This window comes from Burkholderia ubonensis (genome assembly GCF_902833085.1).
Classification (GTDB): domain Bacteria; phylum Pseudomonadota; class Gammaproteobacteria; order Burkholderiales; family Burkholderiaceae; genus Burkholderia; species Burkholderia ubonensis.
This window is the reverse complement of sequence record NZ_CADFEB010000016.1, coordinates 26,417-47,991: the sequence shown is the minus strand read 5'-3', so window position 1 is coordinate 47,991 and position 21,575 is coordinate 26,417. Positions and strand designations below refer to the sequence as shown.

Annotated in this window: 16 protein-coding genes and 2 pseudogenes; 10 read left to right on the top strand and 8 right to left on the bottom strand. The window is 67.5% G+C overall.

Annotated features, from left to right (window positions below):
- Positions 1 to 13: 13 nt before the first annotated feature.
- Entirely contained in the window at positions 14 to 1,207 is a 1,194-nt protein-coding gene (locus HWX31_RS34080) for a XylR family transcriptional regulator (RefSeq protein WP_059616213.1), read from the bottom strand.
- A 266-nt stretch (positions 1,208 to 1,473) separates the two neighbouring features.
- On the opposite strand from HWX31_RS34080, the gene xylA reads away from it, so the two are divergent.
- The 7 genes and pseudogenes from xylA to HWX31_RS34045 all read left to right on the top strand — a co-directional run.
- Positions 1,474 to 2,796, top strand: coding sequence for a xylose isomerase (gene xylA, locus HWX31_RS34075; protein WP_174961588.1), 1,323 nt, complete (start codon positions 1,474 to 1,476; stop codon positions 2,794 to 2,796).
- 4 nt (positions 2,797 to 2,800) lie between these two features.
- The gene (gene xylB, locus HWX31_RS34070) at positions 2,801 to 4,279 is read left to right on the top strand and encodes a xylulokinase (RefSeq protein ID WP_174961590.1); all 1,479 of its coding nucleotides are present in this window, start codon (positions 2,801 to 2,803) and stop codon (positions 4,277 to 4,279) included.
- Positions 4,280 to 4,341: 62 nt separating this feature from the next.
- Positions 4,342 to 5,352, top strand: coding sequence for a D-xylose ABC transporter substrate-binding protein (xylF, locus tag HWX31_RS34065; RefSeq protein ID WP_174961592.1), 1,011 nt, complete (start codon positions 4,342 to 4,344; stop codon positions 5,350 to 5,352).
- A gap of 61 nt (positions 5,353 to 5,413) precedes the next feature.
- Positions 5,414 to 6,973 carry a D-xylose ABC transporter ATP-binding protein gene (gene xylG / locus HWX31_RS34060; RefSeq protein ID WP_174961594.1) on the top strand — a complete coding sequence of 520 codons (1,560 nt, stop codon included), beginning with the start codon at positions 5,414 to 5,416 and terminating at the stop codon, positions 6,971 to 6,973.
- Entirely contained in the window at positions 6,970 to 8,169 is a 1,200-nt protein-coding gene (locus HWX31_RS34055) for a sugar ABC transporter permease (RefSeq protein ID WP_174961596.1), read from the top strand. Before xylG ends, HWX31_RS34055 begins: the two co-directional genes overlap by 4 nt.
- 34 nt (positions 8,170 to 8,203) lie before the next feature.
- A complete protein-coding gene (locus tag HWX31_RS34050; protein WP_244143924.1) occupies positions 8,204 to 8,533 on the top strand; it encodes a hypothetical protein in 330 nt (109 codons plus the stop codon).
- Positions 8,534 to 8,568: 35 nt separating this feature from the next.
- A pseudogene (locus tag HWX31_RS34045) lies at positions 8,569 to 8,787 on the top strand (ArsB/NhaD family transporter); the annotation flags it as partial.
- 40 nt (positions 8,788 to 8,827) lie between these two features.
- On the opposite strand, the gene HWX31_RS34040 reads toward HWX31_RS34045, so the two are convergent.
- The 3 genes from HWX31_RS34040 to HWX31_RS34030 all read right to left on the bottom strand — a co-directional run bounded on the left by HWX31_RS34040 (position 8,828) and on the right by HWX31_RS34030 (position 14,141).
- Complete coding sequence (locus HWX31_RS34040; protein ID WP_174961598.1) at positions 8,828 to 10,933, bottom strand: TonB-dependent siderophore receptor; 2,106 nt, start codon at positions 10,931 to 10,933, stop codon at positions 8,828 to 8,830.
- A gap of 284 nt (positions 10,934 to 11,217) precedes the next feature.
- The gene (locus HWX31_RS34035; RefSeq protein WP_174961600.1) at positions 11,218 to 12,738 is read right to left on the bottom strand and encodes a sensor domain-containing diguanylate cyclase; all 1,521 of its coding nucleotides are present in this window, start codon (positions 12,736 to 12,738) and stop codon (positions 11,218 to 11,220) included.
- Between the two features lie 392 nt (positions 12,739 to 13,130).
- Positions 13,131 to 14,141: a GlxA family transcriptional regulator gene (locus tag HWX31_RS34030; RefSeq protein ID WP_174961602.1), complete on the bottom strand. Its 1,011-nt coding sequence runs from the start codon at positions 14,139 to 14,141 to the stop codon at positions 13,131 to 13,133.
- Positions 14,142 to 14,286: 145 nt separating this feature from the next.
- Here HWX31_RS34030 and HWX31_RS34025 point away from each other — a divergent pair, with 145 nt between their 5' ends.
- The 3 genes and pseudogenes from HWX31_RS34025 (at position 14,287) to HWX31_RS34015 (ending at position 16,604) form a co-directional block, all read left to right on the top strand.
- On the top strand, positions 14,287 to 15,348 hold the full coding sequence (locus tag HWX31_RS34025) for a DJ-1/PfpI family protein (protein WP_415493035.1): 1,062 nt from the start codon (positions 14,287 to 14,289) through the stop codon (positions 15,346 to 15,348).
- Between the two features lie 217 nt (positions 15,349 to 15,565).
- Positions 15,566 to 15,706: pseudogene (locus HWX31_RS34020) on the top strand (electron transfer flavoprotein subunit beta/FixA family protein); the annotation flags it as partial.
- 64 nt (positions 15,707 to 15,770) lie between these two features.
- Positions 15,771 to 16,604, top strand: coding sequence for an HpcH/HpaI aldolase/citrate lyase family protein (locus HWX31_RS34015; RefSeq protein WP_415493037.1), 834 nt, complete (start codon positions 15,771 to 15,773; stop codon positions 16,602 to 16,604).
- A 185-nt stretch (positions 16,605 to 16,789) separates the two neighbouring features.
- On the opposite strand, the gene HWX31_RS34010 is transcribed toward HWX31_RS34015, so the two are convergent.
- The 4 genes from HWX31_RS34010 to HWX31_RS33995 all read right to left on the bottom strand — a co-directional run bounded on the left by HWX31_RS34010 (position 16,790) and on the right by HWX31_RS33995 (position 21,507).
- On the bottom strand, positions 16,790 to 18,178 hold the full coding sequence (locus HWX31_RS34010) for an MFS transporter (protein WP_174961606.1): 1,389 nt from the start codon (positions 18,176 to 18,178) through the stop codon (positions 16,790 to 16,792).
- Between the two features lie 101 nt (positions 18,179 to 18,279).
- A complete protein-coding gene (locus HWX31_RS34005; protein ID WP_174961608.1) occupies positions 18,280 to 19,458 on the bottom strand; it encodes a CaiB/BaiF CoA transferase family protein in 1,179 nt (392 codons plus the stop codon).
- 15 nt (positions 19,459 to 19,473) lie between these two features.
- On the bottom strand, positions 19,474 to 20,631 hold the full coding sequence (locus HWX31_RS34000) for an acyl-CoA dehydrogenase family protein (RefSeq protein WP_174961610.1): 1,158 nt from the start codon (positions 20,629 to 20,631) through the stop codon (positions 19,474 to 19,476).
- A gap of 30 nt (positions 20,632 to 20,661) precedes the next feature.
- Positions 20,662 to 21,507, bottom strand: coding sequence for an HTD2 family dehydratase (locus tag HWX31_RS33995; protein ID WP_174961612.1), 846 nt, complete (start codon positions 21,505 to 21,507; stop codon positions 20,662 to 20,664).
- Positions 21,508 to 21,575: the final 68 nt, after the last annotated feature.

Genomic DNA, 21,575 nt, shown 5'->3' with positions numbered 1-21,575 from the left:
TGAACGGCGGGCTTCAATGCGCGGCGACCGCGCGGTCCTGGTATTCGCGCGGCGTGCACCCCAGCTCGCGCCGGAACACCGCGTACATGTACTGCAGCGACGTAAACCCGCAACGGATCGCGACCTCGGCGCTCGACGCCTGCCTGCTTGCGAGCAGCGCCTGCGCCGCCTCGAGCTTGTGGCGCAGGATTTCCTGGTGCACGGTGCGCTGCAGTTCGCGCCGGAAGTGCTCTTCGAGCAGCGAGCGCGACACGCCGACATAGTCGGCGACCTGCTCGGTCTTGATGCCCTGGCACGCGTACTGGCGAATGAAGTGGCGTGCGCGCATCACGTGCGGGCTCGCGAGCGGCTGGTGGCGGGTCGATTCGAGCACGTTGATCCCGACCGGCGGCACCAGGATTCGCCGGTCGGAAAAACGCGCGCCGCGCAGCATCTGGTGCAGCAGATGCGCGGCGGTGCGGCCCATTTCCTCGGTGCCCTGGATCACGGAAGACAGCGGAATGCGCGTCAGCGTGCGCGTGAGCGGGTCGTTGTCGATACCGATGATCGCGACCTGTTCCGGCACCGCGAGGCCGGCGATCAGGCATGCCTGCAGCAGGTGCCGCGCGCGCGCGTCGGTCACCGCGATCACGCCGACGGGCTTCGGCAGTGCGTGCAGCCAGCCGATCAGCTGCTCGATCGCGTGATTCCACCCCGATGCGCTCGTCGACAGCCCGCGGTAGATCGGCGCGTCGAGTCCGTCCGCGTGCGCGAGCCGGTCGAACGCGAGCTCGCGCTGCTGCGCCCAGCGGTTCTGCTGCGCGACGGGCAGGCTGTACATCGCGAAGTGCGCGAGCCCGGCGCCGATCAGGTGCGTGTAGGCGAGCGACACGAGCTTCGCGTTGTCGGTCGCGATATACGGCACGCCGTCCGGATACTGCGCCGGATCCTCGTACGACGAGCCGAGCGCGACGATCGGCAGCGGCGAGCCCGCGAGCGCGTCGGCGACGGCCGGATCGTCGAAGTCGGCGATGATGCCGTCGCCGTCGAAGTGCTCGATGCCGGCGAGCCGGCAGCGGAAATCGTCTTCGAGGAACAGGTCCCATACCACGCGCGTCGAGCGCAGGTACTGGCCGATGCCGCTGATGATCTCGCGGTCGTAGACCTTGTTGGCGTTGAACAGCAGCGCGATGCGATGCGGCGTCTGGGTGGAAGGGGCGCGGGTCATCTCGGTCTCGTGGCGCGCGCCGTGCGGGGCGCCACGCCGTTGTCTCCGGGCGCGCGGGCGGGGCCGCGCGGTGCTCGTCTCTGTTGTCGGCGATTGTAGGACGGAACGCGTGCCGTGCGCAGCGTGCTGGCAAGAAACGTTAAGCGTGCTGCGCAATTTCGCAATTGCGGGCGCGGTTGGGGGCGGGCACGATCCAGCCAGATCGAATCCGGCGCGCGCCGTCGCGACGCGCGCCGCACCGCAACAAGAAACCGGACGGAGACGCCATGTCGTATTTCGAACAGATTCCCGCGATTCGCTACGAAGGTCCGCAATCGGACAACCCGCTTGCCTACCGGTATTACGACCGCACGAAGCGGGTGCTCGGCAAGACGCTCGAGGAGCACCTGCGGATCGCCGTGTGCTATTGGCACACGTTCGTATGGCCGGGCCACGACATCTTCGGGCAGGGCGCATTCCGGCGGCCGTGGCAGCAGCCGGGCGATCCGCTCGAGCGCGCGCGGCAGAAGGCCGATGCGGCGTTCGAGTTCTTCACGAAGCTCGGCACGCCGTTCTATACGTTCCACGACACCGACGTCGCGCCGGAGGGCGACGGCCTGCGCGAGTACGTCGAGAACTTCGCGCGGATGACCGACTACCTCGGCGAGCGTCAGCAGGCGACGGGCGTGCGGCTGCTGTGGGGCACCGCGAACCTGTTCTCGCATCCGCGCTTCGCGGCGGGCGCGGCGACCAACCCGAACCCCGAGGTGTTCGCTTGGGCGGCCACCCAGGTGCGCCACGCGCTCGACGCGACGCACCGGCTCGGCGGCGAGAACTACGTGCTGTGGGGCGGACGCGAAGGCTACGAAACGCTGCTCAATACCGATCTCGTGCGCGAGCGCGAGCAGTTCGCCCGCTTCCTGTCGATGGTCGTCGAGCACAAGCACCGGATCGGCTTCAAGGGCGCGCTGCTGATCGAGCCCAAGCCGCAGGAGCCGACCAAGCACCAGTACGACTACGACGTCGCGACCGTGCACGGTTTCCTCACGCAATACGGATTGCAGAACGAGATTCGCGTGAACATCGAGGCGAACCACGCGACGCTCGCCGGCCACTCGTTCCATCACGAGATCGCGAACGCGTTCGCGCTCGGCGTGTTCGGCAGCGTCGATGCGAATCGCGGCGATCCGCAGAACGGCTGGGACACCGACCAGTTCCCGAACAGCGTCGAGGAACTGACGCTTGCGTTCTACGAGATCCTGCGCCACGGCGGCTTTACCACCGGAGGCATGAACTTCGACGCGAAGGTGCGCCGCCAGAGCGTCGATCCGGAAGACCTGTTCTACGGTCACGTCGGCGCGATCGACGTGCTGGCGCTCGCGCTCGAACGCGCGGCGGTGCTGGTGGAAAACGACAAGCTCGACGCGTTGCGCCGCCAGCGCTACGCGCAATGGGACAGCGCATTCGGCCGCGAAATCCTGTCGGGCGCCTTCACGCTGGAGTCGCTTGCCGCCGACGCGCTCGCGCGCGGCGTGAACCCGCAGCATGCGAGCGGCGCGCAGGAACGGCTCGAGAACATCGTGAACCAGGCGATCTACGGGCTGCGCTGACGCCATGTACCTCGGACTCGATCTCGGCACGTCGGGCGTGAAGGCCGTGCTGCTCGACCGCGACGGCGCGGTGCGGGCCAGCGCGAGCCGGCCGCTGACCGTGAGCCGGCCGCGGCCGCGCTGGTCCGAACAGGCGCCGCACGACTGGTGGGACGCGGCCTGCGGCGCGCTCACGGCGCTTGTCGCCGATGCGCGCGCGGCCGGCATCGACCCGCACAACATCGGCGCGCTCGGCCTGACCGGGCAGATGCACGGCGCGACGCTGCTCGACGCGCACGGCGACGTGCTGCGCCCCGCGATCCTGTGGAACGACGGCCGCGCGGATGCGGAGTGCGCGGAACTTGAGCGGCTGGCGCCCGCGTTGCGCACGATCGCCGGCAACCTCGCGATGCCGGGCTTCACCGCGCCGAAACTGCTGTGGGTGCGCCGGCACGAGCCGGACGTCTTCGCGCGGATCGCACATGTACTGCTGCCGAAGGACTATCTGCGCTACCGGCTGACCGGCGCGTTCGCGACCGATCCGTCGGATGCGGCGGGCACGCTGTGGCTCGACGTCGCGAAGCGCGATTACGACGATACGCTGCTCGCCGCGTGCGGGCTGTCGCGCGCGCAGATGCCCGCGGTGTTCGAGGGCAATCGCGTCACCGGCACGCTGCTGCCGGCGGTCGCGCGCGCGCTCGGCCTGGGCGAGATTCCGGTCGTCGCCGGCGGCGGCGACAACGCGGCCGGCGCGGTCGGCGTCGGCATCGTGCGGCCCGGCGATGCGCTGCTGTCGCTCGGCACGTCGGGCGTGTATTTCGCGGTGTCGGACGGTTTCCGCGCGAATCCCGAATCGGCGGTGCACAGCTTCTGTCATGCGTTGCCCGGCACGTGGCACCTGATGTCGGTGATGCTGAACGCGGCCGGCTGCATCGATTTCACCGCGCAACTGGCCGGCTACGACGGCGTCGCCGCGCTGCTCGCCGACGCCGCGGCGAACGCGCATGCGGACCGCCCATGGTTCCTGCCTTATCTGAGCGGCGAGCGCACGCCGCACAACGACGTGAACGCGAAGGGCGTGTTCTACGGTCTGACGCCCGACACGCGGCGCGCGGATCTCGCGAACGCGACGCTCGAAGGCGTCGGCTTCGCGCTGCTCGACGGGATCGACGCGCTGCACGCGGCCGGGCTCGCGCCCGAGCGCATCACCGTGATCGGCGGCGGCTCGCGCAGCGCGTACTGGACGCAGATGCTCGCCGATCTGAGCGGCCGCGCGCTGACGCTGCGCGCGGGCGGCGAGGTCGGCCCGGCGCTCGGCGCCGCGCGGCTCGCGCATCTCGCGCTCGAACCGGATGCGCCGCTCGACGCCGTGTGCCCGCAGCCGCCGGTCGTCGCCGTGCGCGAGCCCGACATGGCGCGCCACGCGTGGTATCGCGACGCGCGGCGCCCGACGTTTCGCGCGCTGTATCGCGCACTCGAACCGGTGTTTGCGGCCGGGGCGTGAACAGGCCCTAACCGGTCGCCCGGCATTCGTAGCAGCAGTCCAATAAAGAGGAGTGGAGACACATGAAATCCGTGACGCGTCGTACCGTATTGAGTGCGCTGGCGGCCCTCGCGCTTTGCGCGCCGCTCGCGCATGCGAGCAAGGACAAGCCGGAGATCGGCTTCTGCATCGACGACCTTCGCGTCGAGCGCTGGTCGCGCGATCGCGACTATTTCGTCGCCGCCGCGACGAAGCTCGGCGCGAAGGTATCCGTGCAGTCGGCGGACGCGAGCGAGGCGCGGCAGATCTCGCAGATCGAGAACCTGATCTCGCGCGGCGTCGACGTGATCGTGATCGTGCCGTTCAATTCGAAGACGCTCGGCAACGTCGTCGCCGAGGCGCGCAAGGCCGGCATCAAGGTCGTGTCGTACGACCGGCTGATTCTCGACGCGGACGTCGATGCGTACATCTCGTTCGACAACCAGAAGGTCGGCGAGCTGCAGGCGCAGGGCGTCGTCGACGCGAAGCCGAAGGGCAACTATTTCCTGCTCGGCGGCGCGCCGACCGACAACAACGCGAAGATGCTGCGCGAAGGCCAGCTGAAGGTGCTGAAGCCGGCGGTCGACCGCGGCGACATCAAGATCGTCGGCCAGCAGTGGGTGCCCGAGTGGAGCGCGTCGACCGCGCTGCGGATCGTCGAGGACGCGCTGACCGCGAACAACAACCGGATCGACGCGATCGTCGCGTCGAACGACGGCACCGCGGGCGGCGCGATCCAGGCGCTCGCCGCGCAGCACCTGGCCGGCAAGGTGCCGGTGTCCGGGCAGGACGCGGACCTCGCGGCCGTCAAGCGGGTGATCGCCGGCACGCAGACGATGACCGTCTACAAGCCGCTGAAGCTGATCGCGAGCGAAGCGGCGACGCTCGCGGTGGATCTCGCGAAGGGCGCGAAGCCCGCGTTCAACGCGCAATACGACAACGGCAAGAAGAAGGTCGACACGGTTCTGCTGCAGCCGACGCTGCTGACGAAGCGCAACGTCGACGTCGTCGTGAAGGACGGCTTCTATACCCAGGCGCAACTGGCGAGCCAGTAACGGCGCAACGCACGCGGCCGGCCGCCGGTGCGGCCGACCGCCTATCGCGGGACATGAAGGCATGACCGAACCCTTGCTGACGATGCGCGGCATCGTCAAGGATTTCGACGGCGTGAAGGCGCTTGACGGAATCGACCTGACCGTGCGGCCCGGCGAGTGCGTCGGCCTGTGCGGCGAGAACGGTGCGGGCAAATCGACGCTGATGAAGGTGCTGTCGGGCGTCTATCCGCATGGCACGTGGGACGGCGAGATCCGCTGGGAAGGCGCGCCGCTCGTTGCGTCCGGCGTGCGCGACACTGAGCGCGCGGGCATCGTGATCATCCACCAGGAGCTGATGCTCGTGCCGGAGCTGTCGGTGGCCGAGAACATTTTCCTCGGCAACGAGATCACGCTGCCGGGCGGACGCATGCACTACGCGGCGATGGTCCGGCGTGCGGAGGAACTGCTGCACGAGCTGCGGATCGACGCGATCAACGTCGCGCAGCCGGTGATGAACTACGGCGGCGGCCACCAGCAGTTGATCGAGATCGCGAAGGCGCTGAACAAGCGCGCGAAGCTACTGATCCTCGACGAGCCGTCGTCGTCGCTGAGCGCGGCCGAGACGCGAATCCTGCTCGACATCGTGCGCGACCTGAAGCGCCGCGGCGTCGCGTGCGTGGTCATCTCGCACAAGCTCGACGAGGTCGAGGCGGTGTGCGACACGGTGACCGTGATCCGCGACGGCCGCCATGTCGCGACGGAGCCGATGCGGGCGCTGAGCACCGACCGGATCATCGCGATGATGGTCGGCCGCGAGATCCGCGACCTGTATCCGCGCGAGCCGCACGAGATCGGCGACGTCGTGCTGGAAGCCCGCCACGTGACCTGTCGCGACGTGACGAACCCGCGCCGCAAGCGCGTCGACGACGTGTCGTTCAGCGTGCGGCGCGGCGAGATCCTCGGCGTCGCCGGGCTCGTCGGTGCGGGCCGCACCGAGCTGATGCAGGCGATCTTCGGCGCGTACCCGGGCGCGAGCACGGCAAGCGTGCTGATGAACGGCCGGCCGCTTGCGATCCGCTCGCCGGCCGACGCGATTCGCGCCGGCATCGCGATGGTGCCCGAGGACCGCAAGCGCCACGGCATCGTGCCGCAGCTCGGCGTCGGCCACAACATCACGCTGACGGTGCTGCGGCGCTTCGCGACGCGCGGGCGGATCGACTCGGCTGCCGAACTGGACGCGATTCGTCACGAGATGCAGCGTCTGTCGGTGCGCGCCGCGCATCCATTCCTGCCGATCGCGAGCCTGTCCGGCGGCAACCAGCAGAAGGCCGTGCTCGCGAAGATGCTGCTGGCCGAGCCGCAGGTGCTGATTCTCGACGAGCCGACGCGCGGCGTCGACGTGGGCGCGAAGGCGGAGATCTACCGCCTCGTGTTCGCGCTCGCGAAGCGCGGCGTCGCACTGATCGTCGTGTCGTCGGAACTGCCTGAGGTGCTCGGCCTTGCCGACCGAGTGCTGGTGATCGGCGAAGGCGAGCTGCGCGGCGATTTCGTCAACGACGGCCTCACGCAGGAACAGATCCTCGGCGCCGCGCTGAAAGCCGGCCGGCGGCCGACCGAACCCACCGCAACGAGTCCGATATGAATTCCGAACTTTCCTCCTCCAACGCGGCGGCGCCGGATGCCGAGGCGCACCGCCTGACCGGTCGTCAGCTCCGCCAGGTCTTCGTGCGCTACAAGATCCTCGCGCTGCTGTTCGCGGTCGTCGCGATCTGGGTGTTCTTCTCGGTGCTGACCGACGGTGCGTTCGTCACGCCGCGCAACGTGTCGAACCTGCTGCGGCAGATGTCGATCACCGGCATGCTCGCGTGCGGGATGGTGTTCGTGATCATCGCGGGCGAGATCGATCTGTCGGTCGGCTCGCTGCTCGGGCTGCTCGGCGGCGTCGCGGCGATCCTCGACGTGAACCGCCACTGGCCGGTCGCCGCGACGGTGCCGGCCGTGCTCGCGCTCGGCGTGCTGGTCGGGCTCTTCAACGGCTGGTGGTCGACCTACCGGCGCGTGCCGTCGTTCATCGTCGGGCTGGGCGGGATGCTCGCGTTTCGCGGAATCCTGCTCGGCGTGACGGGCGGCTCGACGATCGCGCCCGTGTCGGACGGCTTCGTGTTCCTCGGCCAGGGCTACCTGCCGCGCGTGGCGGGGGATGGCCTCGCGCTGCTGCTGTTCGCGCTCGTCGTGCTGCTGGTCGTGCGGCAGCGCGGCACGCGGCGCCGCTACCGGCTCGCGGCCGCGCCGCCGTGGCAGGACGTCGTGAAGATCGCGGGCGCGGGCGCGGTGCTGTTCGCGTTCGTCGCGACGCTCGACCGCTACGGCGGTATTCCGGTGCCGGTGCTGCTGCTGCTTGCGCTGCTCGGCATTTTCTCGTGGATCGCGACGCAGACCGTGTTCGGCCGGCGCATCTATGCGGTCGGCTCGAATCTCGAGGCGACGCGGCTGTCGGGCGTCGATACCGATCGCGTGAAGCTCGCGATTTTCGCGCTGATGGGGCTGATGTGCGCGTTCGCCGGCATCGTGAACACCGCGCGGCTTGCGGCCGGCTCGCCGTCCGCCGGCACGATGGGCGAACTCGACGCGATCGCCGCGTGCTTCATCGGCGGCACGTCGATGCGCGGCGGCTCGGGCACCGTCTATGGCGCGCTGATCGGCGCGCTCGTGATGGCGAGCCTCGACAACGGCATGTCGATGCTGGACGTCGACGCGTACTGGCAGATGATCGTCAAGGGCGCGGTGCTGGTGCTGGCGGTGTGGATCGACGTGGTGTCGCGGTCGAACCGGCGGTGAGGCGGTGCCGGTCGCCGGTCAACGGGGGAAACACATGAAACGGAACACGTTTTTCGTGCCCGGCATCGTGAAGGCGGTGGCCGCGCCGTTCGCGACGCCGGATGTCGAACAGGACCACGAGCCGGTGCTCGACCTCGGTGATCCGCGCGACCGCCGCGTGATCGCGGATGCGCTGCGTGTGCTGCTGAGGGAGCGCTCAGAAGCGCTCGCGTTCGCGATGCGCATGGCGGACGAGCGCGACCGGCCGCGGCCCGACGCGAGCGATTTCGCGCTGTCCGACATCATTCGGCTGGCGCGCATCGTCGAGCGAGCGGAGCGATACGGCGACGCTGTGGATGAGGCCGCCCCGGTCGACGCGCGCTGACGCGCGAGGGGCTCGGCAGGCGCTGCACGCGCGCGTCGAACCTGATCAACAACCTGCCCGCAGGACTTATCGCAAGCTCGACGATCGACGTCGCGCGAAGCCCGCAAACGGTGATCGACGCGATCCTCATCGGCGTCGACCTCGGGCCGAACCTGTCCGTCACCGGATCGATCGCGACGATTCTGTGGCTCGCGGCGATTCGGCGGGAAGGGCTGCGAGTCGGTTTCGGCGCATTCCTCGCGCTCGGCGCGTGACGCACGTGACGCACGATGCCCGTCAGGAAACCGAACCGAACTAGAACGCGTAGGCGAGCGACGCGAACAGGCTGCGCGGTGCGCCCGGCGTGACCCACAGGCTGTTGTAGGAGCTGACGTAGGTGGTGCGATTGAACAGGTTGTTCAGCACGACCGACGCACGCAGGTGCTTGTTGACCTGCACGTAGCCGTTGAGCTGCACGGTCGCATAGGCGGGCAGCTCGAAGCCGTCCTGCGTGTTCGCCGTGTTGCCGGCCCGGCGCCCGACATAGATCACGCCTGCGCCGGCGCCGGCCTTGTCCGCGAACGGCAGCGCGGTTTCGTACATGAGCAGCGCGCTGCCGCTCAGGCGCGGAATGTCGACGAGGCGTGCGCCGGGCGTCAGCACGGTATCGCGCGTGACCTCGGCATCGACGTACGCGAGATTGACGATGCCGCGCATGCCATGGCCGAGGTCGCCGTTCCATTCGAATTCGACACCGCGGCTGCGCACCTCGCCGGCCGCGCGCGAGAAGCCGGCATTCGCCGGATCGGCGCTCAGCACGTTGCGCTTGGTGACGTGGAACGCCGCGACGGTCGCGAGCCAGCGCGCGCCGGCCCATTTCGCGCCGGCTTCGTAGCCATGCCCCTTCTCCGGGTCGAACGCGCGGCCGGTGACGTCGGCGCCGTTGTTCGGCCGGAACGAATACGCAGTGTTCGCATACAGCGACAGCGTGGGGCTCATTTCGTACACGACGCCGATGCGCGGACTCAACGCGGTCTGCAGCTGGCTGCTCGTCACACCCTTCAGGCGGTTCTCGACCGACTGGTGGAAGCGATCCCAGCGCAGCCCGGCGAGGATTTTCCAGTGCGGCCCGAACGCCAGCGTGTCCTGCGCGTAGATGCCCTGACCGTCATCGCGCTCGAGCAGGCTGGTCGCGGTGCGCGGCACGGGCGCCGGCTGGCCGTAGACCGGATCGAAAATGTCGATCGCATACGGCGCGGCGGCGGTCGGCGTCGAGCGCGCGACGAACTGGTCGTAGTTGAAGCGATATGCATCGACGCCCATCACGAGCGTGTGGCCGATGCCGCCGGTGCGGAACTTGCCGGTCGTTTCGATGCGGCCCTGCAAGTCGTTCGAATGAAACGCGACCTGGCGGTAGCGGCGCCACAGCGTGCGGCCGTCCGGCTGCAGCGCGAACGCTTCTGACGAGCGTCCGGACAGGTCGGTGGTGCGCTGCGCGAAGCCCGCGTTGATCGACCAGCCGGCATCGATGCGATGCTCGAGCGTGAACTGGTGGCCCGTGTTGCGCACGTCGTAGTCGCCGTCGCGCGGCTCGCCGAGGAAGCGCGAAGCCGGAATCGCGCCGAGCTGCCCGCCCACCGCCACCACGCCGCGATCGAGCGGCGCGCGCTGGCGCGCGCTCTCGAATTCGTAATGGAGCGTGGTATCCGCGCCGATGTCCCACGTGAATGACGGCGCGAACAGGTAGCGTTTGCTCGACACCGTATCGCGGAAGCTGCCGTTGTTCTCGTTCATCGCGACGAAGCGGTACGCGAGCGACTTCGTGACGGGCCCGGTCGAATCGAGCGTCTGGCGCAACGCGCCGTAGCTGCCGGCCGACACGCCGATGGTGTTCGAGCGCGCGAACTGCGGCTGCTTGGTCGTATAGCTGATGAGCCCGCCCGGATCGCCGCGGCCGTACAGCGCGGATGCCGGCCCCTTGAGCACTTCCATGCGCTCGAGGTTGGCGGTGTCGCGCGGGACGCTGATCCCGCGGTTCCACGAAAAGCCGTTGACGAGGTAGTCGGTGCCGGACGTGTTGCCGTCGCCGGCGAAGCCGCGCACCGCGTAGTTGTCCCAAAGGCCGCCGAAGTTGTTCTGCCGCGCGACGCCCGCGACCCAGTCGTACAGGTCCTCGCCGCGCGTCGCGGCGACGGTCTGGGCCAGTTTCGCGTCGACGCTGCTGACCGCGAACGGGATTTCCATCACGTCCGTCTCGGTGCGCGTCGCGCTCGTCGAGTCGGGCGAGCGAAACGGCGCGCTCGCGCGCTGCCCCGAGATCTCGATGGCGGGCAGCGACAACTCCTGCGCATCGGCTGCGCTCGCGCCGGCCGTGCCGACGATGATGGCCATCGGTGCGGCCGCCCAGTTCTTCCTGCTCATACCCGTCCCTTGATGTGGTCTGCGTTCGGGCACGGCGGACGGCCTCACGCCGACGTCTGTGTTCCAAACAGTACATTTGCGCGGAAATTTAATGCAAATGAGAGGCATTTGCAATCGTAAAGTCGTGCTGTTGCGTGTGACGCGAAGCGGCCGGCAACCGATGCGGCCGCCGTGGGTGAGCGGATATTTTTATCGCTATGGGTTGGGTGCGGACCGACGAGTGCGAATCAGGCGTGCTTCATATGGTCGAGATATAGCGTGAAAAGCGCGGATCGATCCGCGCGTCACGCCGCATGCGCGCGCTGCTCCGCCGGTGCGCGGCAGACGCGGTTTCGTCCCTGGCGCTTGGCGGTGTACAGCGCGAGGTCCGCTTGACGCGACAGCGCGTCGATGGACGGTGTGTGCGGATGGCGGGCGGTCGCGCATCCGATGCTCACCGTAAAGGCGGGAACCGCCTCGGCAAGTCCGGCGAGCCGGTTGCATTCCACTTCCCGGCGAATGGCCTCCGCGACTTTCGCGGCGCCGCTTTCATCCGTGTCCGGCAGCACCGCGACGAACTCTTCGCCGCCGTAACGCGCGGCGATATCGCCGCGCCGGCGCGTGTGAGCACGGATGCATTCGGCCAGGAACCTCAGCGCCGCGTCACCTTGCGCATGCCCATATCTGTCGTTGTACTGCTTGAAGTGGTCGGCATCGATGAACAGCACCGACAGGCTGGCGTCGTTACCGCGCTGGAGCCGTTCCCATTCGTCGGCCAGCGCGACATCGAGCGCGCGGCGGTTGCGCAGGCCCGTCAGCGGATCGGTGCGGGTGAGATCGGTCAGCCGTGTCTGCTTGCGAAGATTGTCCCGCAACGCGAATGCGAGCAGCCAGACGACGGCGCAGAAGAGCGCGCAGATGATCGATGCCGGCACGCCGACCGACCATGACATGCGTACGAAGCCGGCCAGCACGTCGTGCTCGGCGGGGGCGACCACCGCAATCAGCGGCGTACCCGGCACCCGCTGGAACGTATAGAGCCGCAAGGTTCCGTCGATGCGCGAGCAGGACGCATAGAATCCCGAGTCCTGGCTCAGCATGCGGTCGAACGCCCTCGATCGGCCCAGGCGGATCATCTGGTGATCGCTCAGCGGCGGATTTCTGGCGAGGATGGTGCCGTCCGCGCGCAGGATCGCGCTGATGCCGTGCGGCCCGACGTTCAGCCGGGAAAGCAGCTGATCGAAATAGTCGAGGTCGATGGCGACGACCGCGATCCCGTTGAACGCGTGGTCCGGCCCTTCGATGCGCCGGGAGAGCGCGATGGACTTCGTGTCGCCGCGCGAGCGCGCGCGATAGGCCTCGGACACGTAAAGGCCGACGTTCGCCGCGTCGCGATGGACCTTGAAGTAGTCGCGATCGCTGAAGTTCCAGTGGTGAGACGGGCCGCAGCAGCCGTCGATCAACTGGCCGAACCGGTCCGTCACGCCCATCCCGGTCACGTATTGCGCGGCCGCGCGCTGGAACAGCAGATCGTGCCGCAGCCCGGCATCCATGCGTCGGACCGCCGGCCTGCCGAGATCGGCGGCGAGCGACGTCAACGCGTTGTTGGACGTGTCGACGGTCCGCGCGATCTCGCTGACCAGCACCGCGGTGACGTTGCGCGACGTTTCATGCGCGTGCTCGACGACTTCGCTTCTCGCGGCCCAGAGCGTCATCGCGCTGAGGCCCAGCGCAGTGAGCGACATCAGTGTGCCGATCGCGCCGACGACAAGATGGTTTCGTCCCGCCCAGTCGGCGATCTTTTCGATGGAGATGGATGCGGGCATGCTACGCGCTCGAAAGGGAAGACCGGTGAGATAAAACGGGCTGCGCTGAAATCCGGGTTAACGGCAGGCAAGCGAGGAAATCGAGGTCCGGATGCGAAGCGAATCGGCGCGGCGTGGGCGCAAACGTGTGCGGCGGGCCAGGTTTGGTCGAAGCGGGTACGTCAGCCGGGCGTGCACGGCACCGGGGCTTCGGCGTGACGTTTCGCGGGCAATGCCGGGTCGACCGGTTCGCTCGACAGGGCCCGCATCTTGACGGCTGGACGGTCGACGCAGCGGAATTTGGAACCCGCGCCTGAATCGCCTTGGCAGCCGCTGCGTGTCTGCTGCGAAGGAAATTGCGATGCGCGCAAATGTGCGTTGGTGTCAGGGAAGCATTGGAGCCAATTGCCGACCTATGTTGTCGGCGGCGCGTTGTGCCGCTTGCCAAAGCGCGCACGATAATCGCTCGGTGACACGCCTGCATGCTTGGCGAACGCGCGCTGCAAAGCGTCCACGCTGCCGAATCCCGCGCGTTGCGCTATCCGTTCGAGCGGCCAGTCGGCCTGCTCCAGCAGAGACTTCGCGCGTTCGATCCGTGCTGCCAGGACGAACTGCACGGGCGACAATCCGGTTTGCTCGCGGAAATGGCGGGCGAGCGTCCGCTCGCTCATGTGCAGGCGTGCTGCCAGGGCTGGCACGCCGAGATTGCCGGTCGGATCGTCGATGATGGCGGTGAGCAGGGACCGCATGCGCGGCGTCGCGTTCGCCTGAATCTCGAGTCCGACGCTGAACTGTGCTTGACCGCCGGGACGGTGCACGAAAAGCACGAGTTCGCGTGCGACCGCGAGCGCGGTCGGTGCGCCGCAGTCTGCCTCGACAAGCGCGAGACACAGGTCGATGCCGGCCGTCACGCCGGCCGAGGTATGGAACGGCGGATCACTGACATAGATCGCGTCCGGCTCGACGCGAGCGTCGGGACACAGTGCCTGCAGAGTCGAACACTGCATCCAGTGCGTGGTCGCCCGTTTTCCGTTTAGCCAGCCGCCCGCGGCAAGCACGAACGCACCCGTGCAGATGCTGGCGATTCGACGCGTGTTTGCAATGCGCGTGCGCAGCCAGGGCAGCACGCCGGCGTCCGATGCCGCGTGACGCAGCGCGGCATCGCTGCCGCCGGCGATGATGATCGTGTCGATGTGCTCGGGCAGTGCCGTGAGTGCGGTTGGGCCGGCGAGTCGCAACCCGGCGTGCGTGACGATGTCGTCGCCGAGCTGCGATGCGAGCGTGAGCCGATAGGGTGCGGCATGATCCGGCAGGTAACGGTTCGCGACCGCGAACACTTCCATCGGACCGGTGATGTCGAGCGACTGCACGCCTTCTAAGCCGACGACGACGATGTCGCGCGCCGGACGGATTGACTGAGACATGGCAGAAAGTGCGGTGGAGTTGTCCTTGTGACCGCGGGCATGATCCTTGTAATTTTCCAGTCTTGCAATCGATTAACGCGGGCGGGCGATGCTGGAAAGAACGAGGAACAGGGCGACGCGCACGACGGTGGCGCTGTTTGCCTGCATGCAGTTTTGTGCGTGGGCGTGGGGTGCGTCGGCGCATGCGCCGGCGGAGCGCATGTTGCCGGACACACAGGCGCTGACGGTGTCCGCGCCAAAGGGCGGGCGCAAGCGGCCGCTCGTTGCGATCGTCGCGGACAACATGGGAACGGAGACGACCGATTTCATCGTTCCCTATTCGATCCTGAAGGCGTCCGGTGCGGTTGATGTCGTCGCCGTGTCGGTCGATGCGGGGCCCGTCGAATTGATGCCCGCGCTGCGCATGCTCGCCGATACGACCTTCGACCGTTTCGATGCCGCGATACCTGCCGGGGCGGATGTCGTGATCGTGCCCGCGATGCATCGCGCCGACCGACCTGCGGTATTGGCATGGCTGCAAAAGCAGGCGGCTGCCGGTGCGACGATGGTGGCGATCTGCGACGGCGCGGCGGTGCTCGCGAATGCCGGACTGCTGCGGCATCATACTGCGACGTCTCACTGGTACTCGCGCGGCGGCCTGCGCCGCCAGTTTGCCGATACGACCTGGGTTGACGATCGCCGCTACGTGATGGACGGCAATGTGATGACGACGAGCGGCGTGTCGGCGTCCATTCCCGCCTCGCTTGCGCTGGTGAGCGCGCTTGCCGGGCCCGCGGCGGCGCGTGAGACTGCGCGGAGCATCGGTGTGCAAGCCTGGAGCGACGCACACGACGGCAGCCGATATGGGTTGACCGCGCGTACGGTGGTGACCGCGCTGACGAATCGCGTAGCGTTCTGGCGGCACGAGACGCTCGATCTGCCGGTCGAGCCCGGTTTTGACGAATTGCCGGTCGCGTTGACTGCGGATGCGTGGGCACGGACGTGGCGCAGCGATGTCGTTGCGACGGGAGAGGGGCGGGAGGTCATATCAAGGCACGGGTTGAGGTTGTTGACCCGGCCGGAGAGTATCGAGCGCGCGCGGGTGACGATGCCGGACGGGCGGCGTGGAGATGCCGTGCTGCCCGGTGCGCTGGGAGATATAGCGGCGCGCTATGGCGCCGCTACGTCAGAGTGGATTGCGTTGCAGCTGGAATACGCGAACGACTAGCACGGCGTTCCCGGGATTTCATGGACAGTCGATAACCGACTGGCAGGAAGGTCGCCCGGCTGACCCTGACCAGAACCAGTCCCGATCGGAAGATGAAGCGGCCAATAGGCTCGGGCTATGGCCGGCAGAGCCAATCGATAGTTGTCAGCGTACGGAATTCCGCGTGTAATGGCCTGCGAAATTGGACGATGCTGACGAACGGATGGAGGAGCGACGCGTGAAGATCGTGGTAGCAGTGAAGCGGGTGGTCGACTGCAACGTGAAGGTCCGCATGAAGTCGGACGACACGTGCGTCGACATTGTGAACGTGAAGATGTCTCTCGGCGTTGCGCAAGCCGGACGGGTTCCGGAGGTGATCGATGCCATCTGATGCCGCGCTATCCGCCGGCGACGCCGCGCATCGAGCCGGCGGCGGACGCTCGATGCCTGCCCAGTCTTACCTGTTCGTGCCGGGGAACAAGCCAGAGCGGTTCGACAAGGCGCTCGCAAGCGGCGCCGATGCGGTCATCATCGATCTCGAAGATGCCGTCGAGCCTGAAGCGAAAACGTCGGCGCGCGACGCGATGGCACGGTGGATTTCACCCGCGCACCCGGTGCTCGTTCGGATCAACGCGCGGCACACGCCGTGGTTCGAGGCCGACGCCGCGCTCGGTGCGTTGAAGGGCGTGGCCGGCATCGTGCTTCCGAAGGCCGAGAGCGCCGACGACGTGTGCACCGCCGTCGCGCTCGCGCGCCGGCGCGTGCCCGTCTATCCGCTGATCGAAAGCGCGAACGGCATGTGGAACGCGCTCGATATCGCGAAAGCGCCGTACGTCGAGCGGCTGATGTTCGGCACGCTCGATTTCATCGCGGACATGGGCATGTCGGACGATGGCGTGCCGCTCAATCACTTCCGCTCGCAGCTCGCGTTGGTGTCGAGGGTCGCCGGCATCGAAGCGCCGGTCGACGGCGTGACGCCGGATATTCACGACGGAGAACGGATCGAGCGCGACGCGTTCAACGGCAAGCAACTGGGTTTCGGTGCGAAGCTCTGCATCCATCCGAAACAGATCGGGTTCGTGCACAAGTGCTACCGACCGAGCGAGGACGAGGTTCGCTGGGCGCGCCGGATTCTCGATGCGATGCGCGATTCCAGCGGCGGCGTGGTGACCGTCGACGGCAAGATGGTCGATCGGCCCGTGCTGTTGCGCGCCACGCGGATCGCCGGGCTGGCCGCTGCCGTCGAAGCCGCTTCGAACGAGGCGGCCGGCGAATGATGCGCAGCGATGTACTCGCGCAATACGGCCGACGCGAATCGATGGAACCCATGCCGTGATCGTCATCGGCGGCGGGTCGGGTTGCCCGGACCTGTTACGTGCATCTTCGACGAGGAAGCCGGCCCGGGTATCAACCGGGGCCGGCGTTCTTTTTTGTCGCGGCCGGTATGCCCGTCCGTCGGCAATCAGGCTTGCGATACCCCCGGGCTGACCGCCGCGCCGTCCGCGCCGTCCGTGCCCGGCGCGACTTCTTCCAGCGCCTGCCGTCCGGTTTCGACGCGCAGCAGCCCGATCGCGACACACAGCACGCCGAGCGTCGCGCTGATCATCGCGATCACGCCCGATACCCCGAACGCCTGATAGAGCGCGAGCGCCAGCGCGGGCGTGCCGATCGACGACATCCGTCCGCACATGCCCGCCGCACCGGTGCCGCGCAGCCGTACTTCGGTCGGGAACAGTTCGGGGATGTAGCCGAACAGCCCGAGCGTCGTGATCGTGTAGATCGCACTGACGAGACAGAACCCGACCAGGATGATCGCCGCCGTATCGCGCAGCGACACGTACAGCCAGCCGAGCGCGATGCTGAGAATCGACGCGATCACGATCCCCCTCGCGCGACCGATACGGTCCGCGATCAGGTAGCCGATCAGGCCGCCGACCGGCGAGCCGATCGACATCAGGAATACGAACCCGAGCGACTTGACGACGGACAGCCCCTGCGTGACGAAGAAGGTCGGCAGCCACGCGATGAAGCCATAGAGCCCCACGTTGACGCCGATCGCAGTCAGCGCGGCGACCACGGTGCGCCCGCGCATCCCCTTCGAAAACAGCACGCCGATCGGCACCTTGCCGACGTGCAGGTCGATCGTGCGCCGCACCGGCGGCAGCGTGCCGACCTGCTCGCTCACCTCGCGCTCGATCGCGGCAAGTGTCGCTTCGGCTTCGTCCAGCCGGCCGACCGATTCGAGCCAGCGCGGCGATTCCGGCATCCGCTTGCGCATGAACCAGACGACCAGCGCACCGGCACCGGCCAGCGCGAACATGTAGCGCCAGCCGAGATGCGGAATGATCCAGTACCCTGCGGCCAGCGCGGCAAAGAGGCCGCTGTTGGTGATGATCGCGAGCAGCGACACCCATTTGCCGCGTGTCTCGGGCGGCACGAATTCGGCGAGCGTGCCGGCCGCGACGACCAGTTCCGCGCCCAGCCCGATACCCATGATGAAGCGCAGGGCGATCAGCCACGCGATGTCGGGCGCGAAGCACGCGGCGATCGACGCGAGCCCGAACACCGCGAGATTGAGCTGATACGAGTACCGGCGGCCGAGCCGATCGCCGACGTAGCCGGCGACGAACGCGCCGATCATCATCCCGACGAACGTCGACGACACGAACATCGCGCCATGCCGCAGGTCGGTGAATCCGTCCTTGACCATGGCCGCGACCGCGCCGTTGGCGAGGTAGATGTCGAACGCATCGAGGAATGCGCCGCCGGCGATGAGTCCGAGTATCTTCCAGTGGAACCTTGAAGTCGGCAGCCGGTCGAGCCGGCCGGCGGCATTGACGGTGTTGGCCATGATGTCTCCGGTGGTGTGGCGCTCTCGCGTCCTTGGTCAGGCGCGGAGACGCTTCGATATGGGGGTGAGGGGCGCGCTTCGATCAGCGCGGAACGGGCCGGTCAGACAGTGCCGGATGCGTGCAACGCGTGAATCTGTTCGTCGCCATAGCCGAGTTCGTGCAGAACGGCATCGGTATGCTGGCCGAGCGCCGGCACCGGGTCCATGCGCGGATGGTCGGTCGGCCCGACGCCGGGCGGCAACAGCGCAGGGATCTTGCCGACAGGCGTGTCGACCCGGGTCCAGCGATGCCGGGCGGCGAGCTGTTCATGCGTCCAGACGCCATGCATGTCGTTCATCCGCGCGTTGGCGATACCGGCTTGCTCGAGCCGGTCGATCACGTCGGCGGCCGTCAGGGTCGAGAATGCACGGACGATGACGGCCGTGAGTTCGTCGCGATTCGCGACACGGCGGCTGTTCGAGCCGAAGCGCTCGTCGGCGGCCAGCCCGGGCATGCCGATCACGGCATCGCAGAAGCTTTTCCATTCGCGCTCGTTCTGCAGGCCCAGCATCACGGTGTTGCCGTCGCCGGCCTTGAACGGACCATACGGAAAGATCGTCGCGTGCGACGCGCCGGCTTGACGGGGCGGCGACTGACCGTCGATCGCGTAGTAGAGCGGATAGCTCATCCATTCGACCATGCTTTCGAGCATCGACACGTCGATGTGCCGGCCGCGCCCGGTGCGCCCGCGCTCGATGAGCGCGGCGAGGATGTTCGTGTAGCCGTACATGCCCGCCGCGATGTCGGCGATCGAGCAGCCGGCCTTGGCCGGCTCGCCGTCGGAGCCGGTGATGCTCAGGAATCCGGACTCACTCTGGATCAGCAGGTCGTACGCCTTCTTGTCGCGGAACGGTCCGTCGAGCCCGTAGCCGGAGATATCGCAGACGATCAGCCGCGGATGGCGCTCGCGCAGCATGTCGTAGTCGAGCCCCAGGCGCTGCGTCGCGCCGGGCGCGAGGTTCTGCACGAACACGTCGGCATCGGCGAGCAGCTTGTGCACGATCTCGAGCGCCGCGGGCTGCTTGACGTCGAGCGTGATGCTTTCCTTCGAGCGGTTGGTCCACACGAAGTGGGACGCGAGTCCCGACACGCGTTCGTCGTAGCTCCGCGCGAAATCGCCGACATGCGGGCGTTCGATCTTGATCACGCGCGCGCCGAGATCCGCGAGCTGCCGCGTGCAGAACGGCGCGGCGATCGCATGCTCGAACGTGACGACCTTGATTCCTTCAAGTGGGCGCATGCTGGACACTCCCCGTCAGAACGAACGCGGCAGGCCGAGGATATGCTCGGCGACATACGACAGGATCAGGTTCGTCGAGATCGGCGCGACCTGGTACAGGCGCGTTTCGCGGAACTTGCGCTCGACGTCGTATTCGCACGCGAAGCCGAAGCCGCCGTGAAACTGCAGGCACGCATTCGCGGCTTCCCACGATGCATCGGCCGCGAGCAGCTTCGCCATGTTCGCCTGCGCGCCGCACGGCTCGTGCGCGTCGAACCGGCGCGCGGCTTCGAAGCGCATCAGGCTAGCAGCCTCGACATTGACGAACGAACGGGCGATCGGGAATTGCACGCCCTGGTTCTGGCCGATCGGGCGGCCGAACACGACGCGATCCTTCACATACTGCGACACCTTGTCGACGAACCAGTAGCCGTCGCCGATGCATTCGGCCGCGATCAGCGTGCGTTCGGCGTTCAGGCCGTCGAGGATGTACCTGAAGCCCTGGCCTTCCTCGCCGATCAGGTTTTCCGCGGGGATTTCGAGGTTGTCGAAGAACAGCTCGTTCGTCTCGTGGTTCACCATGTTCGGGATCGGGCGGACCGTCATTCCGTTGCCGATCGCGTGATGCAGATCGACGATGAAGATCGACATTCCTTCCGACTTCTTCTTCACGTCCGACAGCGGCGTCGTGCGCGCGAGCAGGATCATCAGGTCGGAGTGCTGGACGCGCGAGATCCACACTTTCTGGCCGTTGATCACGTAGCGGTCGCCTCTGCGTTGCGCTGTCGTCTTGATCTTCGTCGTGTCGGTGCCGGTGGTCGGCTCGGTCACGCCCATCGCCTGCAGCCGCAGCTCGCCGCTCGCGATCTTCGGCAAATACTTCTGTTTCTGCTCGGCGGAACCGTGGCGAAGCAGCGTGCCCATGTTGTACATCTGGCCGTGACACGCGCCGGAATTGCCGCCCGCCCGGTTTATTTCCTCCATGATCACCGACGCTTCGGTCAGGCCGAGGCCGGAGCCGCCATATTCCTGCGGAATCAGCGCGGCGAGCCAGCCGGCTTTCGTCAGGGCGTCGACGAATGCTTCGGGATAGCCGCGCGCTTCGTCGATCTTGCGGAAGTATTCCGCGGGAAACTCGCCGCACAGGTCGCGAACGGCTTCACGGATGTCGTGGTAAGCATCGGTTTGATTCATGGAGCGTATCGAGGGAATCGTCGGAATGGCTCAGGCGAGGGTCGCGCGAGCGGACATGGTTAGCCAGCCGTCATGGTCCTTGGCCCAGAGATCGACGGTTCTGCCGTCGTCGGCGACGCGGCCGCATACGCCGAACGTGTTGCCGACGAAGGTCGGCCGCATCGCGCGGTACGCGTATTCGCGGACCGTCGCGCCGGGCAGCGAGCGCGTCACGAGGTCGAGCAGCAGGGTCGAGATCAGCGGCCCGTGCACGACGAGGTCCGGATAGCCTTCGACGTCGCGTGCGTAGGCCCGGTCGTAGTGAATGCGATGGCCGTTGAACGTCAGCGCGGAATAGCGGAACAGCAGCACTTCGTCCGGCGTGATGTCGCGCTGCCATTGCGCGTCGTCGGGCGCGGCGTGCGGCGCGGGCGCGACGGCGCCGGGCGCGGCCGGCCCGCGATAGACGATGTCGTGTTCTTCGCGGATCGCGACCGCGCCGGCGGACTCGATCACATGCTCGACGGTGACGAAGCCGAGCGGGCCGCTGCGCCCTTCCTTGCGTTCGATCGACAGCACGCGCGACGTGCGCGTCGCGATCTCGCCGATCGTCAACGGGCGCCCGAACGTCAGTCGGCCGCCGGCCCACATGCGCCGCGGCAGCCCCAGATCCGGGAGGAAACCGCCCTTGCGCGGATGGCCGTCCGGGCCAAGCTCGGACTGCTGCGCGATCGACCAGAAATAGAGCCAGTGCCACGCCGGCAGCAACGCGTCGCCCGCCGCAGGGCGCGTCGGATGGTCGAGCGTGGCGGCGAATGCCGCGGCACGTTCGGCGCTGATCAGGTCGATCGCGACCTGTTTGACATCGTCGCCGGCATGCGACCGGGGAGTGTTCATCGTCACCTCCATCGCCGGATACGCCGGCTGTCTTGACCTGGATTGAAGCGACTTTATGTGAAGCGGGA

What these genes read in the sequence shown, in the direction of transcription:
- HWX31_RS34040 (WP_174961598.1), bottom strand. Translation starts at nt 10,933, where the DNA reads ATGAGCAGGAAGAACTGGGCGGCCGCACCGATGGCCATCATCGTCGGC.
- xylF (WP_174961592.1), top strand. Translation starts at nt 4,342, where the DNA reads ATGAAATCCGTGACGCGTCGTACCGTATTGAGTGCGCTGGCGGCCCTC.
- HWX31_RS33995 (WP_174961612.1), bottom strand. Translation starts at nt 21,507, where the DNA reads ATGAACACTCCCCGGTCGCATGCCGGCGACGATGTCAAACAGGTCGCG.
- xylA (WP_174961588.1), top strand. Translation starts at nt 1,474, where the DNA reads ATGTCGTATTTCGAACAGATTCCCGCGATTCGCTACGAAGGTCCGCAA.
- HWX31_RS34030 (WP_174961602.1), bottom strand. Translation starts at nt 14,141, where the DNA reads ATGTCTCAGTCAATCCGTCCGGCGCGCGACATCGTCGTCGTCGGCTTA.
- HWX31_RS34010 (WP_174961606.1), bottom strand. Translation starts at nt 18,178, where the DNA reads ATGGCCAACACCGTCAATGCCGCCGGCCGGCTCGACCGGCTGCCGACT.
- xylG (WP_174961594.1), top strand. Translation starts at nt 5,414, where the DNA reads ATGACCGAACCCTTGCTGACGATGCGCGGCATCGTCAAGGATTTCGAC.
- HWX31_RS34000 (WP_174961610.1), bottom strand. Translation starts at nt 20,631, where the DNA reads ATGAATCAAACCGATGCTTACCACGACATCCGTGAAGCCGTTCGCGAC.
- HWX31_RS34005 (WP_174961608.1), bottom strand. Translation starts at nt 19,458, where the DNA reads ATGCGCCCACTTGAAGGAATCAAGGTCGTCACGTTCGAGCATGCGATC.
- HWX31_RS34050 (WP_244143924.1), top strand. Translation starts at nt 8,204, where the DNA reads ATGAAACGGAACACGTTTTTCGTGCCCGGCATCGTGAAGGCGGTGGCC.
- HWX31_RS34035 (WP_174961600.1), bottom strand. Translation starts at nt 12,738, where the DNA reads ATGCCCGCATCCATCTCCATCGAAAAGATCGCCGACTGGGCGGGACGA.
- HWX31_RS34055 (WP_174961596.1), top strand. Translation starts at nt 6,970, where the DNA reads ATGAATTCCGAACTTTCCTCCTCCAACGCGGCGGCGCCGGATGCCGAG.
- HWX31_RS34080 (WP_059616213.1), bottom strand. Translation starts at nt 1,207, where the DNA reads ATGACCCGCGCCCCTTCCACCCAGACGCCGCATCGCATCGCGCTGCTG.
- HWX31_RS34015 (WP_415493037.1), top strand. Translation starts at nt 15,771, where the DNA reads ATGCCTGCCCAGTCTTACCTGTTCGTGCCGGGGAACAAGCCAGAGCGG.
- xylB (WP_174961590.1), top strand. Translation starts at nt 2,801, where the DNA reads ATGTACCTCGGACTCGATCTCGGCACGTCGGGCGTGAAGGCCGTGCTG.
- HWX31_RS34025 (WP_415493035.1), top strand. Translation starts at nt 14,287, where the DNA reads ATGCAGTTTTGTGCGTGGGCGTGGGGTGCGTCGGCGCATGCGCCGGCG.